At 56.2% G+C, this 16,169-nt stretch carries 17 protein-coding genes; 8 read left to right on the plus strand and 9 right to left on the minus strand.

Annotated elements, in window-relative coordinates; translation table 11 throughout:
• Positions 1–195 precede the first annotated feature (195 nt).
• The 4 genes from SK54_RS14285 to SK54_RS14300 are packed head-to-tail and all read left to right on the plus strand — an operon-like array spanning position 196 to position 3,259.
• Positions 196–1,026 (plus strand): ABC transporter substrate-binding protein, encoded by an 831-nt coding sequence (locus tag SK54_RS14285; protein WP_044488997.1) that lies wholly within the window; start codon positions 196–198, stop codon positions 1,024–1,026.
• A gap of 1 nt (position 1,027) precedes the next feature.
• Entirely contained in the window at positions 1,028–1,843 is an 816-nt protein-coding gene (locus SK54_RS14290; RefSeq protein WP_032103702.1) for an amino acid ABC transporter ATP-binding protein, read from the plus strand.
• On the plus strand, positions 1,843–2,589 hold the full coding sequence (locus SK54_RS14295; protein ID WP_048247486.1) for an amino acid ABC transporter permease: 747 nt from the start codon (positions 1,843–1,845) through the stop codon (positions 2,587–2,589). The genes SK54_RS14290 and SK54_RS14295 overlap by 1 nt, the downstream gene beginning before the upstream one ends.
• Positions 2,573–3,259: an amino acid ABC transporter permease gene (locus SK54_RS14300; protein ID WP_015570700.1), complete on the plus strand. Its 687-nt coding sequence runs from the start codon at positions 2,573–2,575 to the stop codon at positions 3,257–3,259. The genes SK54_RS14295 and SK54_RS14300 overlap by 17 nt, the downstream gene beginning before the upstream one ends.
• On the opposite strand, the gene fumD is transcribed toward SK54_RS14300, so the two are convergent.
• The 4 genes from fumD to SK54_RS14320 all read right to left on the minus strand — a co-directional run bounded on the left by fumD (position 3,240) and on the right by SK54_RS14320 (position 6,077).
• Entirely contained in the window at positions 3,240–3,449 is a 210-nt protein-coding gene (gene fumD / locus SK54_RS14305) for a fumarate hydratase FumD (protein WP_003857676.1), read from the minus strand. The two genes, SK54_RS14300 and fumD, sit on opposite strands and share 20 nt — an antisense overlap.
• 108 nt (positions 3,450–3,557) lie before the next feature.
• The gene (locus SK54_RS14310; protein WP_003857677.1) at positions 3,558–4,370 is read right to left on the minus strand and encodes a MetQ/NlpA family ABC transporter substrate-binding protein; all 813 of its coding nucleotides are present in this window, start codon (positions 4,368–4,370) and stop codon (positions 3,558–3,560) included.
• A gap of 23 nt (positions 4,371–4,393) precedes the next feature.
• Complete coding sequence (locus SK54_RS14315; RefSeq protein WP_032103706.1) at positions 4,394–5,062, minus strand: methionine ABC transporter permease; 669 nt, start codon at positions 5,060–5,062, stop codon at positions 4,394–4,396.
• Positions 5,055–6,077: a methionine ABC transporter ATP-binding protein gene (locus tag SK54_RS14320; RefSeq protein ID WP_048247489.1), complete on the minus strand. Its 1,023-nt coding sequence runs from the start codon at positions 6,075–6,077 to the stop codon at positions 5,055–5,057. Before SK54_RS14320 ends, SK54_RS14315 begins: the two co-directional genes overlap by 8 nt.
• A 399-nt stretch (positions 6,078–6,476) precedes the next feature.
• Here SK54_RS14320 and SK54_RS14325 point away from each other — a divergent pair, with 399 nt between their 5' ends.
• The 4 genes from SK54_RS14325 (at position 6,477) to lpp (ending at position 11,353) form a co-directional block, all read left to right on the plus strand.
• Complete coding sequence (locus SK54_RS14325) at positions 6,477–7,847, plus strand: pyridoxal-phosphate dependent enzyme (RefSeq protein WP_048247492.1); 1,371 nt, start codon at positions 6,477–6,479, stop codon at positions 7,845–7,847.
• A 12-nt stretch (positions 7,848–7,859) separates the two neighbouring features.
• The gene (locus SK54_RS14330; protein ID WP_048247493.1) at positions 7,860–9,005 is read left to right on the plus strand and encodes a trans-sulfuration enzyme family protein; all 1,146 of its coding nucleotides are present in this window, start codon (positions 7,860–7,862) and stop codon (positions 9,003–9,005) included.
• 377 nt (positions 9,006–9,382) lie between these two features.
• Positions 9,383–10,804, plus strand: coding sequence for a pyruvate kinase PykF (gene pykF / locus SK54_RS14335; protein ID WP_003857687.1), 1,422 nt, complete (start codon positions 9,383–9,385; stop codon positions 10,802–10,804).
• 312 nt (positions 10,805–11,116) lie between these two features.
• Positions 11,117–11,353, plus strand: coding sequence for a murein lipoprotein Lpp (gene lpp, locus SK54_RS14340; protein ID WP_001082307.1), 237 nt, complete (start codon positions 11,117–11,119; stop codon positions 11,351–11,353).
• A gap of 60 nt (positions 11,354–11,413) precedes the next feature.
• On the opposite strand, the gene SK54_RS14345 is transcribed toward lpp, so the two are convergent.
• The 5 genes from SK54_RS14345 to sufC all read right to left on the minus strand — a co-directional run bounded on the left by SK54_RS14345 (position 11,414) and on the right by sufC (position 16,165).
• Entirely contained in the window at positions 11,414–12,427 is a 1,014-nt protein-coding gene (locus tag SK54_RS14345) for a L,D-transpeptidase LdtE (protein ID WP_017384625.1), read from the minus strand.
• 97 nt (positions 12,428–12,524) lie between these two features.
• Positions 12,525–12,941 carry a cysteine desulfuration protein SufE gene (sufE, locus tag SK54_RS14350; protein WP_048247495.1) on the minus strand — a complete coding sequence of 139 codons (417 nt, stop codon included), beginning with the start codon at positions 12,939–12,941 and terminating at the stop codon, positions 12,525–12,527.
• A 14-nt stretch (positions 12,942–12,955) separates the two neighbouring features.
• Entirely contained in the window at positions 12,956–14,176 is a 1,221-nt protein-coding gene (sufS, locus tag SK54_RS14355; RefSeq protein WP_048247497.1) for a cysteine desulfurase SufS, read from the minus strand.
• The gene (gene sufD, locus SK54_RS14360; protein ID WP_045329716.1) at positions 14,173–15,444 is read right to left on the minus strand and encodes a Fe-S cluster assembly protein SufD; all 1,272 of its coding nucleotides are present in this window, start codon (positions 15,442–15,444) and stop codon (positions 14,173–14,175) included. The genes sufS and sufD overlap by 4 nt, the downstream gene beginning before the upstream one ends.
• Complete coding sequence (gene sufC, locus SK54_RS14365; protein ID WP_003857736.1) at positions 15,419–16,165, minus strand: Fe-S cluster assembly ATPase SufC; 747 nt, start codon at positions 16,163–16,165, stop codon at positions 15,419–15,421. The genes sufD and sufC overlap by 26 nt, the downstream gene beginning before the upstream one ends.
• Positions 16,166–16,169: the final 4 nt, after the last annotated feature.

The raw sequence follows: 16,169 nt of genomic DNA on the forward strand, positions 1-16,169 counted from the left end.
GCCCGGGGGAAATATCAAAATCCACTGTCGATGTGCAGGATCTGCAAATAGCGCCCCGCCGTCTGCTCTCTTCTTTAACACCTTGTTCACTCATGCTTTTTTTCTCATAGCAAAGAACGATTTCTTATTTGGCGATAGCTTTCCCTTATGGGAGCGTAACGGGGTAAAACAAAAACAACGGGATGGCGTATGACTATGGCTGCAAAAATGAAAGGGTTTAAAAAACGGGCGCAGGTTCTGGGATTAGTGGCAGCCTGGGGCCTGGTTTCAGCGCAGGCGCAGGCCGATCGGCTGGCGGATATCAAGGCAGCAGGCGTGGTGAAAGTGGCCACGTTTGATGCCAATCCACCCTTTGGCTCGATTGATGCCAAAACGCATGAGATCGTGGGTTACGACGTGGACTTCGCCAAAGCGCTGGCGAAATCGCTCGGCGTCAAGCTTGAACTGGTCGCCACTAATCCGGCTAACCGTATACCGCTGCTACAGTCCGGAAAAGCGGATCTCATCGTGGCGGATATCACGATCACTCCGGAACGCGCACAGGTCATTGATTTCTCAACGCCTTACTTTGTCACCGGCCAGCAGTTCCTGGTTCCGGCAAAATCACCGGACAAGCTTGATGACTATAGCCGGGCACGCATTGGCGCCGTAAAAGGTACGACGGGTGAACAGGCGCTGCACCAGCGTTTTCCGCAGTCCCGCGTCCTCTCTTATGATGATATTCCGCTGGCGCTGACGGCACTGCGCAATGGCAACGTGCAGGCCATTACCCAGGACAGCACCATTCTGGCCGGTCTGCTGGCGCAGGCGCCGGATAAAGCCGACTTCAAAATCCTGCCCGACCTGCTCAGTAAAGAAGAGATTGGCGTGGGGGTGAAAAAAGGTGAAACGGCGCTGCTGAAAGCCGTTAACGATGAGCTGGTAACCCTGGAGAAAAACGGCCAGGCGGCAAAAATCTATGACGTCTGGTTCGGTCCAGGCACCCCAGCTCCACAGCCTCGTAACTTTAAAATAGAAGCCCGGTAATATGCTCTCAGGTTTATTTTCACGCTCCGCGGCCAATGCCGCGGATTTTTCACATCTGGAACAGGCCAGCGTTGAGTTTCGCCATGTGGACAAACGCTACGGCGACCATCCGGTTTTAACCGACATTAACCTCACCATCATGCCGGGTGAAGTGGTTGCCATTCTCGGCCCTTCGGGTTCCGGAAAATCGACCCTGATTCGGCTTATCAACCAGCTTGAGAGCCTGAGCGGCGGGGAGATTCTGATCGACCACAAGCCGACCGGACAGCTTTCCGGCAGCAGGCTACGTCAGTTACGCAGCCGCGTCGGGTTTGTGTTCCAGCAGTTCAATCTCTATGCCCACCTTACCGCCAGTCAGAACATCACCCTGGCACTGGAGCACGTTCACGGCTGGAAACCCCTGCCCGCCCAGGAGCGCGCGCTGGCGCTGCTGGAGAAGGTCGGCATGCTGGAGAAGGCGCACCGCTTCCCCGCTGAACTTTCCGGCGGACAGCAGCAGCGCGTGGCGATTGCCCGAGCTCTGGCCTCGTCGCCGCAAATCATTCTCTTTGACGAGCCGACGTCGGCACTCGACCCGGAAATGATTGGCGAAGTGCTGTTTGTGATGAAAACCCTCGCCCACAGCGGGATCACCATGATTGTCGTTACCCATGAGATGCAGTTCGCCCGGGAAATTGCCGATCGAATCGTCTTTATCGACGGCGGAAAAATTCTGGAAACCGCGCCCCCGGCGCAATTTTTCAATCAACCGTCGCATCCCCGTGCGAGGCGTTTCCTGCAAAAAGTGCTGGATCCGCTGCATCAGGAGCAACTGTAATGCCCGCTCTGGACTGGCAGGGGGTGCTGGCCGGACAGCCCCTGCACTGGATCCTCTCCGGATTTCTCACCACTCTGTGGGTGACGCTGGCGGGGATTATGCTGGCCAGCCTGCTCGCCTTGTTCTTTATGCTTTTGCGGCTTTCCGGGGGACGTTTCGGGACATTGATCGTCAGCTGCTGGGTATCGCTGTTTCGCAATACGCCGTTGCTGGTACAGCTGCTGTTCTGGTATTTCGCCGCCTGGAACGGGTTGCCGCAGGGGCTGCGTGACGCGGTGAACGCAGACCACAGCTGGTCCATTTTACCCGGTGACGTCTGGTGGTTTACGCCCGAGTTTTTATGCTCCGCCTGGGGGTTAGGCGTCTTTACCTCGGCGTTTTTAATTGCAGAAGTGGAATCGGGGCTGCGTTCCGTACCTGCCGGGCAACGGGAGGCGGCGCTCGCTCAGGGATTTTCCTCATGGCGTCTGTTTCGCTACATTCTTCTGCCACAGGGGCTCGCTAACGCGTGGCAGCCCGTCGTCGGCCAGTACCTTAACCTGATGAAGCTCTCCTCGCTCGCGAGCGGGATTGGCTTCGCCGAACTGACCTACCAGGTCCGCCAGATAGAAAGTTACAACGCCCATGCACTGGAAGCCTTCACCGTCGGTACGGTGCTCTACTTGCTTACCGGGATGGTGACGGGAAGCGTGCTGGTGCGCCTCGGCCCCCATTCAGGGGGGAAATATCATGATCCCCGGATTTAACGTTATTGTCGAAAACCTGGATTATCTGCTTTGGGGACGTGCGGCTGCGGGAGAACCCGGCGGCGTATTGCTCTCACTGCTGATGGCCGCAGGCGCCGCCGCGCTTGCCCTGCCCGGCGGGATTGTGCTGGCTTGCGTCGCCTGGCGCTATCCCGGCGTGGTGCGCAGTGCGCTGTTTGCGTGGGCAGAGTTGATTCGCGGGATCCCCCTGATCTTCGTGATATTCTGGATGTGGTATCTGCTGCCACTGATAACCGGCAGGGATCTCCCGGGCGCGACGACCGTCACGCTGGCGCTGGCCTGGTTTACCGCGGCTGCGGTGATGCATTCGGTGTTAGCCGGACTGAGAGCCCTGCCGTCGGGCCAGAATGAGGCCGCGCTTTCTCAAGGGTTCAGTACGCAGCAAACGCTGTGGCGCGTGCTGCTGCCGCAGGCGCTGAGAAATATTCTGCCGTCGCTGGTGGGGATTTTTATCAGCCTGCTAAAGGATACGTCGCTGGCGTTTATCGTGAACGTTCCTGAACTGACCACGGTGGCGGGACAGATCAACAACCGGGTGCAAATTTACCCGGCGGCCATTTTTATCTTCACGGGTGTGATCTATTACCTGCTCTGCTGCTCGCTTGAGCTGCTCGCGAAGCGCTGGCGAGTTAGCCGGCCAGCGCTTTAACCACCGTTTCCATCGCTTTGGTGGTCAACTCACTGCGCTTAACGCGCTGGTTCGCCAGCGCGGTACGCAGAACGCCCGCAATGACAATATGTTTCGGCTCCTGCCCTAAATCACGCATTTCGAGAACGACCTTGCCTACCACCCGACACATCTCCTGGTAAAGCGCTTCGTCTTTGGTCACATTGCCCATTGCCATCACTCCGTTGCCCTAAACCGTCAGCTTAAATCATTCGTCGGCTGTATACAAAAAAGAAGCCCGGCGTGTAGTTCGCCGGGCTTCGTCTGGAAAATCAGGAGATTAGTTGTTTACCGGGATGACTGCGCCTTTGTATTTGGTGCGGATCCAGTCCTGAATCTCTTTGGAGTGCAGCACGTTCACCAGCGCGACGATATCCTTCTTCTTCTCGTCACCGCGATGAACGGTAATGATGTTGGCGTACGGGTTATTCTCACCGCTTTCAACCGCAATTGGATCGTGCACCGGATCCAGACCGGCATCAATTGCGTAGTTGGCGTTGATCACCACCGCAGCACCTTCGTCGTTGTTGTACATCTGCGGCAGCAGAGATGCCTCAACGTTAGGGGTGAATTGCAGCTTTTTCGGGTTCTCCACGATATCGCTGATGCGCGCGGTCACTTTATCGATGCCTGGCTTCAGCTTGATCACGCCCTCTTTTTCGAAGATGGAGAGAATACGCCCTTCCTCGGAAACCGCATCACGCATGATGATTTTGCCGCCTTCCGGCAGATCCTTCAGCGATTTGTATTTTTTCGAATAGATCCCGATCGGCTCAATGTGGATTGCGCCCGCACTGACAAAATCATAATCCTTATCGCCCGCGTGATCTTTCAGCACGCTGTTCAGGTAAGGGATGTGCTGGAAATAGTTGGCGTCAATGTCATGCCCCGCCAGCGCCGTGTTTGGCAGAATGTAGTCCTGGAACGGTTTAATCTCCAGATCAATCCCCTGCTTCGCCAGAATCGGCTTAGCCTGCTCCAGAATTTCCGCGTGCGGGGTGTTGGACGCCCCCACGGTGAGCGTGTCCGCCCAGGAGGCAAAGCTCAGGGCGCTCAGGGTTGCGGCGGCGATCAGTGTCAGTGTCTTTTTCATGATGTGGTTCCTGTTTGTATTTATTAGCGTTTATCTAACAGTGAAGTAATGGCATCGCCGACGAACTGGATAATGAACACGATGATCAAAATGGTCACCGTTGCCACCAGCGTGACGTCACCATGGTTGCGCTGGAATCCTTCCAGATAAGCCAGATTTCCCAAACCGCCAGCACCTATCACCCCTGCCATTGCGCTGTAGCTCACCAGCGCAATCAGCGTCACCGTCATACCTGAAACCAGTGCGGGTGAAGATTCCGGCAATAAAACCCGAAACACTAACGTACTCAGCCGCGCGCCCATCGAACGCGTGGCCTCAATGACCCCTTTGTCCACTTCTCGCAGGGCAATCTCGACCAGACGGGCGTAGAACGGCGCCGCACCCACAATCAGAGCGGGCAGCGCAGCGTTAGCGCCAAGAATGGTCCCCACAACGGTCTTGGTGAACGGGATCAGCAGGACGATGAGAATGATGAACGGAATCGAGCGGAACACGTTCACCACAATCGACATCACGCTGTAGACCGTGCGGTTGTGGAATAACCCGCCGCGGGCGGTTAAAAACAGCGCCAGACCAAGCGCGATCCCCAGGACAAACGTCGCCACGCCGGAAAGCGCGGTCATGTAAAGCGTCTCCTGAGTTGCAGCCCAAAGCTGATCCCACTTCAGGTGCGGAAAGAGTTCTTCACCCATGCTTGATTACCTCGCCTTCAATATCGCTTTGCTTCAGGTCGGCGAGGATATTGTTCAGTTGTTCGTCCGATGCCACCACGTGCACCCAGAGCTGCCCGAAAACACCGTGGGCGGTTTGCGTCATTTTGCCGTGCAGGATGTTAAACGGCAGGCCGTAGCGCAGGGTCAGTTCACCGACGATCGGCCTGTGCGTGCTGTGCCCGGTGAAGGTCAGCCTGATCACCGTGCCTTCCAGATCGTTTGCCAGTTCGGTGTTGAAGGTCTCTTCCTCCGCGTACTGGCTCACCTGGCGGACAAACTGCCGGGTGATCGGCTGCTGCGGATGCGTAAACACGCTCAACACGTCCCCCTCTTCCACCACCTTGCCGTTATCCATTACCGCCACGCGGTCGCAGATTTTGCGCACCACGTGCATCTCATGCGTAATGAGTACGATGGTCAGGTTAAAGCGACGGTTAATGTCCAGGAGCAGATCGAGGATCTGATCGGTGGTTTGTGGATCCAGCGCCGAGGTGGCTTCGTCACACAGCAGTACGTCCGGATGATTGGCCAGCGCGCGGGCAATGCCCACACGCTGTTTTTGCCCGCCGCTCAGCTGCGACGGGTAAGCATTCTCGCGCCCCTTCAGGCCGACCAGCTCCACCAGTTCGGCAACGCGAGCCTGAATTTGCGCTTTTGGTACACCGGCAATTTGCATTGAAAAGGCGATGTTTTCCTTCACCGTGCGCGACCAGAGCAAATTAAAGTGCTGGAACACCATGCTGATTTTCAGGCGTGCCTGACGCAGCGCTTCTCCCTTCGCGGCGGAGATATCCTGGCAGTTAATGGTGACGCTGCCGACGCTGGGCTTTTCCAGACCGTTCAGCAGACGGATCAGCGTACTTTTCCCGGCCCCGCTGTAACCGATGATCCCGTAAATCTGTCCCTGCTCTATAGTCAGGTTGACGTTATCAACGGCTGTTAGCGCCTGTTTCCCGTTGTCAAAAACCTTCGAAATATTGCTGAGTACGATCATTCTTATTCGTTATCCGTTTCGCATATAGCGGTTTAGCAGTATGGATGTCCAAAAGATAGTAAACAGCCGTTATCAGCTTTTAAATGACCAAAAAAGAATGTCTTATAATTCTGCGGAATAAGCAGCGAACTGGCGGGTGAAAAGCATTTAGATGAATATCAGCAATAATTATCTGCCATTTGCATATCAGGTCTCACTCACCCGACGAAATCGGCTAATTTTGCAGCACTTTATGCGGATATAGCCATCCTCACATCCGGACAACTTTACGTCTTGCTGTCTTTCCATCTGAAAACACAAGGATTATTCCTTTCCGTTCTAAAACGCAGTGAAACGTTCTTTATTGAGAAAATTTCATGGTTCTATCATCCGGTCATCACCTCTTCACAGGACATGACCATGACGCTTTACCACTCCGTCACCGAACTGATTGGCCGTACGCCGCTCATCCAGCTGCACAAGCTGGACACCGGCCCCTGCTCGCTGTTTCTGAAGCTGGAAAACCAGAATCCCGGCGGCTCGATTAAAGACCGCGTCGCGCTGTCGATGATTAACGAAGCCGAGCGTACGGGCCAGCTACGGCCCGGCGGCACCATTATTGAAGCCACGGCGGGGAACACCGGTCTGGGGCTGGCGTTGATTGCGGCGCAGAAAGGCTACTCGCTGATCCTGGTGGTGCCGGACAAAATGAGCCGCGAGAAGGTTTTCCACCTGCGGGCGTTAGGGGCGCAGGTCGTGCTGACCCGCTCGGATGTGAATAAAGGGCATCCGGCCTACTACCAGGATTATGCCCGGCGGCTGGCGAACGAACTGCCAGGCGCGTTTTATATCGACCAGTTCAATAACGCGGCCAATCCGCTGGCGCACCGCACCACTACCGCACCGGAACTGTTTGAGCAGCTTGACGGCCAGATCGATGCCATCGTCGTCGGCGTGGGGTCCGGTGGTACGCTGGGGGGCTTACAGGCGTGGTTTGCAGAACATTCGCCGCAGACGGAATTTGTGCTTGCCGATCCGGCCGGGTCGGTGCTGGCGGACCAGGTTGAGACCGGACGCCATCACGATGCCGGCTCGTGGCTGGTTGAGGGGATTGGCGAAGACTTTATCCCTCCGCTGGCGCACATCGAAGGGGTTAACCGCGCCTGGCGCATTACCGATCGCGAGGCGTTCACTACCGCCCGCGATCTGCTAAAAACGGAAGGGATCCTGGCAGGCTCCTCCACCGGCACGCTGCTGGCGGCGGCGCTGAAATATTGCCAGGCGCAGACTACGCCAAAACGTGTGGTCACCTTCGCCTGCGACAGCGGCAATAAATACCTCTCGAAGATGTTCAACGACGACTGGATGCGTCAGCAGGGGCTGATTTCGCGTCCGCAGGCAGGCGATCTCTCGGACTATATTGCCCTGCGCCACGATGAAGGCGCGACGGTGACTGCCGCCCCGGACGACACGCTTTCCACCGTGCTGGCCCGCATGCGCCTGTACGACATCTCCCAGCTGCCGGTGCTCGATAACGACAAGGTCGTCGGCATCATCGACGAGTGGGACCTGCTGCGACACATCGGGGGAGATGCCGATCGCTTCTCACTCCCCGTGACGGCAGCCATGACGCGTCAGGTCGAATATCTGGATAAGCAGGCCCCGGAGAGCGCCCTGTACGCCATCTTTGACCGTGGCCTGGTGGCGATTATTTATGACGCAGATCGCTTTCTGGGTCTGATCACGCGCAGTGATGTACTTACCGCCTGGCGTAACCGCCTGACGAAATAAAAGGAGCAAAAGATGACAAACCTGGCCACCCTCAGCGTTCACAGCGGTGAGTATCACGACCCGCACGGCGCCGTGATGCCGCCGATTTACGCCACGTCGACGTTTGCGCAACCGGCACCGGGTGAACATACCGGCTACGAATACTCCCGTAGCGGCAACCCCACCCGCCACGCGCTGGAGACCGCCATCGCCGAACTGGAAGGCGGCACGCGCGGGTACGCTTTCGCGTCAGGGCTGGCGGCCATTTCCACCGTGCTCGAACTGCTGGATAAAGACAGCCATATCGTCGCCATTGACGACGTGTATGGCGGTACGTATCGCCTGATCGAAAACGTGCGCAAACGCAGCACCGGGTTACAGGTGAGCTGGGTTAAGCCGGACGATGTAGCCGGACTTGAGGCCGCCATTCGCCCGGACACCCGCATGATCTGGGTGGAAACGCCGACGAACCCACTGCTGAAACTGGCCGACCTGGAGGCCATCGCGGACATTGCCCGGCGCCATAATGCGATCAGCGTGGCGGATAATACCTTCGCCTCCCCGGTCATTCACCGGCCGCTGGAGGCGGGGTTCGACATAGTGGTCCACTCCGCCACTAAATATCTCAATGGTCATTCAGACGTGGTTGCCGGGCTGGCTGTTGTCGGGGCAAATAAGGATCTCGCGGAGCATCTGGGCTATCTGCAAAACGCGGTTGGCGGCGTTCTGGATCCGTTCAGCAGCTTCCTGACGCTGCGGGGGATTCGCACCCTCTCACTGCGCGTTGAGAAGCACAGCGCCAACGCGCTGGCAATTGCGCAATGGCTGGAGCAGCATCCGCAGGTAGACCGCGTGTTCTATCCCGGGCTGGCGTCACATCCCCAGTATGCGCTGGCCCGCAGACAAATGGCGCTGCCGGGCGGCATGATCTCCGTAGTGATAAAAGGCGATGCGCAACGCGCGACAGAGGTGATCCGTCATCTTACGCTCTTTACCCTGGCGGAAAGCCTGGGCGGCGTGGAGAGTCTGGTGAGCCAGCCCTACAGCATGACCCATGCCTCCATTCCACTGGCGCAGCGTCTTGCCAACGGCATTGTGCCGCAGCTTATCCGCCTGTCGGTGGGGATTGAGGATGCGAAAGACCTGATCGCCGACCTTCAGCAGGCGCTGAAAAAGTGAGCAAAAAACGGCGGGCGTTGCGCCTGCCGTCATAAGATGACATTAGGCCTTAACGCCTTGATAACAAACTTATGTGAATCTGCACAGATTGTTTTTGAAACGCTGTTTCCATTTTCCTTTTTACTGTAAATCAGCGTATAATGCGCGCCAAATCCCTGGTGAATGGTTTCAGCGCTTGGAATACAAAAAACAACGTACAACTTCTCCTCTCCTTCGTTGGGCTGGCACTCAGGCACACTTTCTTCTGCACGCTCATTTGATGTCACCTATTCTTAGTGCGTGTCATATACTCTTTCGCAACACAGGTTTGACTCCGCGGCGGTGCGCCCCCGGAGCGAGATTTCCATATCCTTCCCAACTTAAAGACTAAGACTGTCATGAAAAAGACGAAAATTGTTTGTACTATCGGCCCGAAAACCGAATCCGAAGAGATGCTGAGCAAAATGCTGGATGCCGGCATGAACGTGATGCGTCTGAACTTCTCCCACGGCGACTATGCTGAACACGGTCAGCGTATCCAGAACTTGCGCAACGTGATGAGCAAGACCGGGAAAAAAGCGGCGATCCTGCTCGACACCAAAGGTCCTGAAATCCGCACCATCAAACTGGAAGGCGGTAACGACGTTTCCCTGAAAGCGGGCCAGACCTTCACCTTCACCACCGACAAATCCGTTGTAGGTAACAACGAAATCGTTGCCGTGACCTACGAAGGCTTCACCAGCGACCTGTCCGTTGGCAACACCGTGCTGGTGGATGACGGCCTGATCGGCATGGAAGTGACCGCGATCGAAGGCAACAAGGTTATCTGTAAAGTGCTGAACAACGGCGATCTGGGCGAAAACAAAGGCGTTAACCTGCCGGGTGTGTCCATTGCGCTGCCAGCGCTGGCTGAAAAAGACAAACAAGACCTGATCTTCGGCTGCGAACAAGGCGTGGACTTCGTTGCTGCCTCCTTTATCCGTAAACGTTCTGACGTGGTTGAGATCCGTGAGCACCTGAAAGCGCACGGCGGCGAGAACATCCAGATCATCTCCAAGATCGAAAACCAGGAAGGCCTGAACAACTTCGACGAAATCCTCGAAGCGTCTGACGGTATCATGGTTGCGCGTGGCGACCTGGGCGTTGAAATCCCGGTTGAAGAAGTGATCTTCGCGCAGAAGATGATGATCGAGAAATGTGTTCGCGCGCGTAAAGTGGTTATCACCGCAACGCAGATGCTGGACTCCATGATCAAAAACCCACGCCCTACCCGCGCTGAAGCAGGCGACGTGGCGAACGCCATCCTCGACGGTACCGATGCCGTTATGCTGTCTGGCGAATCTGCAAAAGGGAAATACCCTCTGGAAGCGGTCAGCATCATGGCGACCATCTGTGAGCGTACCGACCGCGTGATGAAAAGCCGTCTGGATTACAACAACGACAGCCGTAAACTGCGCATCACCGAAGCCGTGTGCCGTGGTGCGGTAGAAACCGCCGAAAAACTGGAAGCCCCACTGATTGTCGTGGCGACCCAGGGCGGTAAATCTGCGCGTGCCGTGCGTAAATACTTCCCGGATGCGACCATTCTGGCGCTGACCACCAACGAAACCACCGCGCGTCAGCTGGTGCTGAGCAAAGGCGTGATCCCACACCTGGTGAAAGAGATTGCCTCTACCGATGATTTCTATCGTCTGGGTAAAGAAGTGGCGCTGGAACTGGTTGATTGTGGCCTGGCCCAGAAAGGCGACGTGGTGGTTATGGTTTCTGGCGCGCTGGTTCCAAGCGGCACCACCAACACTGCATCTGTCCACGTGCTGTAATATTTCACGAACAAATTATTGTTTTGTTAAAAAGCGTCCTTCGGGGCGCTTTTTTTATTCCCGCCTTTAACCAGAACTATTCAAAAAGCAAATCGGGTTTTTCTATTTAATCGCGATTTATCTAAGATGAATCCGATGAAAAATGCCTTTTTTAACATAGCTTTTTCGTCAAAATTGCCGATTTCGTTGCTTCTTTGAGCGAACGATCAAAAATAGGCGTAATCCCATCAAAAAAATATTCTCAACCCAAAAAACTTTGTGTAATACTTGTAACGCTACATGGAGATTAACTCAATCTAGAGGGTATTAATAATGAATCGTACTAAACTGGTACTGGGCGCGGTAATCCTGGGTTCTACTCTGCTGGCAGGTTGCTCCAGCAACGCTAAAATCGATCAGCTGTCTTCTGACGTTCAGACTCTGAACGCTAAAGTTGACCAGCTGAGCAACGACGTGAACGCAATGCGTTCCGACGTTCAGGCTGCTAAAGACGACGCAGCTCGCGCTAACCAGCGTCTGGACAACCAGGCTACTAAATACCGTAAGTAATAGTACCTGTTAATAAAATGGCGCACATTGTGCGCCATTTTTTTTGCCTTCGTCAAACCTCTACTGAAGCGCCTTCTCGCCCTCGCCTTCCGCCACCGCCGCTGAGACACGACTGTTCTGCACCGACAGGACAGAATTGCTGGCTGACGAACCACTGCCTGCTGACACGGCAACCGGGATCCCCGCTCTGCGCGCAAGGGCTTTATCGATAAGCGTTTTATCGCTACCTGATTCCGCTGCAAAGGCGGTAAACGCCGCCGAGTGCGTGAACGGCACCGTCTGTGGGTTTTCGCCCTCAGCCTGCGCCAGCGGCCTGTGCACCTCGATATAACGTTTGCCGTCCGGCTCGACGGAGAACTTCACCGGCTCATTGATGATCTGCACCCGCGTGCCGACGCGCACTTGCTCAAACAACGCTTTGATATCGGGCGCGTTCATCCGCATACAACCCGAGCTGACCCGCAGCCCTACGCTGTCCGGCGCGCTGGTGCCGTGAATAAGATATTCCCCATTCCCGATACCCAGACGAAGCGCAAAGCGCCCCAGCGGGTTATTTGGCCCTGCGGGTACCACAGGCGGCAGTTTAATGCCCTGGGCCAGTGAGCGCGCTCTGATGCCCGCTGTGGGGGTCCAGGTAGGGTTAGGGATTTTCTGACTCACACGGGTGGTGCTGACCGGTGTTTCCAGCCCAAGCTGACCAATACCCAGCGGATAGACCTGCACGATATTTTCGCCAGGCGGATAGAAGTAAAGACGCAGCTCCGCCAGATTCACCACAATGCCCTCACGCTCGGTGTCCGGCAGTAGCATCTGGGAAGGGATGGTAATGACCGTTCCTGGCGCAGGGTTCACCGGTGCAATGGTATTATTGGTTTCAAGGATGAGCTGTGCGGCGGTATTAAACCGACGAGCGATAGACTGAAGTTTATTGTCACCTTCCTGAATGGTGTATGTCTGGTTTTGCCCAATCAGGCGGCTGCCTGCGGGCGGTAAAGGATAATCAACCGCCCAGGCTGAATTAACAGCACTGAGCGAACCAAGGAGTAATAGAGTTATTAGAGATGCGCGCTTCATGCTGAGATTCCTTATTCACTGACCAAACGTCAGAAAGCTGAAAAACCAGCGAGGTGGAAACCACCTCGCGAAACAGAATGAATGCTGTTCTGTCAGTTTAGCTAAGGATTGCGGCTTTGGCGCGTATGGCGCGGATCATCGCTTCCAGTCCCTGGGATCGGGACGGGGTGAGGTGCTGGGTTAAGGCCATTTTTTCAAACCACGGGCGAACGTCAAAGGCGACAATATCCTGCGCCGACATCCGATGATAAAGAATAAATACGACGGCAATAAGCCCCTTCACAATGGCGGCATCGCTGTCACCCTGTAATTGAATTACGCCTTCGTCCGTCTGCTGCATCAGGATCCAGACCTGGCTCTGGCAGCCCTGAATGATGTTGTCCGGGTTATGCGCCTCTTCGCTGAGCGGCGGCAGGCGCTGACCCAGCTCGATGATATAAAGGTATTTCTCTTCCCAGTTTGCGCAACGCCCAAAGTTGCGCAGCAATTTATCTCTGTCCGGCAAATCTGCCATCTCTCGCCTCTCCGTTAGCCAAGCAGCTGGTGAATACGTTTTAGTCCCGCCACCAGTCTGTCGACCTCTTCCGTTGTGTTGTACATCACCAGCGATGCGCGGCACATAGCCGGTACCTGATAATACGCCATCAGCGGCATCGCGCAGTGATGCCCGGTACGCACGGCGACGCCGTAATTATCAAGGAAACTGCCCACATCATAGGCGTGATGCTTGCCGAGGTTGAAGGCTATCACACCCAGACGGTCAGCAGGGCCATATAAGGTCAGTTCCGGGACGCTGGCCAGCTCCTGCAAGGCATAATGCATCAGCAGCTGTTCGTACTCCTGAATCGCCACCAGCCCCGTTTCAGTGACGTAGCTAATGGCCGCGCCCAGCCCGATGATCCCGCCCGTGTTGGGCGTACCCGCCTCGAAGCGCCAGGGCGCACGGGCGTAGGTTGTGCCGTCCGTCAGGCTGACGGTGGCGATCATTGACCCGCCCCCTTCCCACGGCGGCATGGCCTGGAGAATCTCCTCTTTCACATACAACACGCCGATGCCCGTCGGGCCATAGAGCTTGTGCCCGGAGAAGACGTAGAAATCGCAGTCCAGGGCCTGAACGTCAACCGCATGGTGCATCACCGCCTGGGCGCCATCAATCAACACTTTCGCACCGGCCTGATGGGCTTTGTCGACGATCAGCGCCACCGGATTTTCCGTGCCCAGCACGTTTGAAACGTGGGTCACCGCCACCAGCCGCGTTCTGTCGTCCAGCAGGGCGTCCAGCTTTTCCAGCTGGAGCGTGCCGTCTTCATTCAGGGGGATCACCCGCAGTTGCGCACCCACACGCTCACAGAGCATCTGCCAGGGCACGATGTTGGCATGGTGCTCCATCTGGGTGATGATGATGTTATCCCCCGCGTGCACCTGCGCATTGCCCCAGCTGTTAGCCACCAGGTTGATCCCTTCGGTGGTGCCGCGCACGAACACCAGCTCTTCCGGCGAACGCGCGTTGAGGAAGGCAGCAACCTGCGTGCGCACGTTTTCCATGCGCTGGGTCGCTTCGGCGCTCAGGGTGTGGATCCCGCGATGTACCGCCGCATAACCATGGCGGTAAAACTCGGCTTCCGCATCCACCACCTGATTTGGTTTTTGCGCGCTGGCCGCACTGTCGAGATAGGCCAGCGGCAGACCGTTCACTTCACGGGTCAGTACCGGAAAATCTGCCCGGACTTTCTCTACGGGAAATGTCATGCTTCGCCTCCAGGCAGACGCTGACCGATACGGGCCAGCACCTGCTGTTTAAGTCCGCCATCGGGCAGCGCTTCCGTCAGCTCAGCCGCAAAGGCGTAAATAATCATCTTTTGCGCGGCCTGCTGGTCTATCCCGCGCGAGCGCAGGTAGAACATTTGCTCATCGTCAATACGCCCGACCGTCGCGCCGTGGCTGCATTTCACGTCGTCCGCATAGATTTCCAGCTGTGGTTTGGTGTCCACCTCTGCCAGACGTCCCAGCAAGAGGTTGTTGTTGGTCATCTGCCCGTCAGTTTTGATGGCGTGCTGCGCCACGTTGATCAGGCCGTTAAACACTGCACGACCTTTGTCGCTGACGATGGTTTTGTGCAGCTGACGGCTGTTGCAGTAGCCTTTGTTATGCTCAAGCCAGGTGCGCGTGTCGCACACTTCTGACTTCACCGGCATCGCCAGGCTGTTGATACGCAGCGTAGTGTTCTCACCGTTCAGCTGGGTGCTGGTATTGTGGCGCAGCACCGCGCCGCCAAGCAGGAAGCTGTGGCTGTACGCCGCGGCATCCTGGCCCAGCAGAATATCGTTGTGGGCGAAGTGGTGACTGAGCGGATTTTCAAACGCCAGCTTGATGTGGTGCAGCTGGGCATTGGCCGCCACGTTCATCGTCAGACGCGAACCGGTAAAATGACGGGTGTCGTTAAGGCTGACGTAATGCTCGATCACCGTCGCCTCCGCCCCTTCTGCCAGCTCAAGATGGTGGCGATAGTGGGCGGTGTTAATCTCATCACCCTCAACGCCCTGGGTGATATGCATCAGCAGCAGCGGTTTTGCCGGGCGCTGGTTACGCTTAACGCGAATATGGGTGACAGATTGCGACAGGCTCTCTGTCAGGTGCAGGAAGACTTCAGGCTGAACGGGCGCGTTCAGCGACTGACGTTCATCGTTAATGACGATATCGAACCCGCTCTCCTGCACGCTGTCGCTCAACTCCGCACGGAACAGACCGTCGACAAACACCAGACGCACGGCATCCACGCTCAGCGCCAGCCTGTCGCGCTGATCGGGGCTGACCTGCGCCAGACGGGTGACAAACTCGCCGTTCAGCAGGCCATCCAGCGGGGTATATTTCCAGTTCTCATGTTTACGCGTCGGTAAACCGAGACGCAGCATCTGCTGGAGATGGTGCTGAGCCTGTTCAGAGCGCGCTCCACCCTGCGCTTCAAACAGCCGGTGCCACTGCTGAAGTGCATTACTGCTGTTCGGTAAGCCAGCCATAACCCTGCTCCTCCAGTTGTTTAACCAGCGTAAAGTCACCGGATTTCACAATGCGTCCCTGGTAAAGCACGTGGACATAGTCCGGTTTGATGTAGTCCAGAATTCGCTGATAGTGAGTCACGATGATAAATGAGCGGTTGCCGTCACGCAGGGAGTTCACCCCGTCGGCAACGATCTTCAGGGCATCGATATCCAGCCCTGAATCGGTCTCATCGAGAATGCACAGCGCCGGTTCCAGAACCGCCATTTGCAGAATATCGTTACGTTTCTTCTCACCGCCGGAGAAACCCACGTTTACCGAGCGGGTCAACAGATCTTCCGGCATTTTCAGCAGCTTGATCTTCTCTTCCATCAGATCCTGGAAGTCAAAGCGATCCAGCGCCTCAAGGCCGCGATACTTGCGCACCGCGTTCAGCGCGGTTTGCAGGAAGAACTGGTTGCTGACGCCCGGAATTTCCACCGGATACTGGAAGGCCATAAAGATGCCCTCGCCGGCACGCTCTTCCGGCGACATCTCCAGCAGATCTTTGCCGTTAAACTCAACGGAGCCGCTGGTAACTTCATAATCTTCGCGTCCTGCCAGCGTCGCTGAAAGCGTACTTTTCCCGGAGCCGTTTGGCCCCATGATGGCGTGAACTTCACCCGGTTTGACGTCAAAATTGAGGCCACGCAGGATCTCTTTCTCTTCCACGCTAACCTGTAAATCTTTAATGCTTAACATGTGC

Source organism: Enterobacter sp. MGH120, assembly GCF_001037725.1.
In the GTDB taxonomy this organism is placed as follows: Bacteria; Pseudomonadota; Gammaproteobacteria; order Enterobacterales; family Enterobacteriaceae; genus Enterobacter; species Enterobacter hormaechei_C.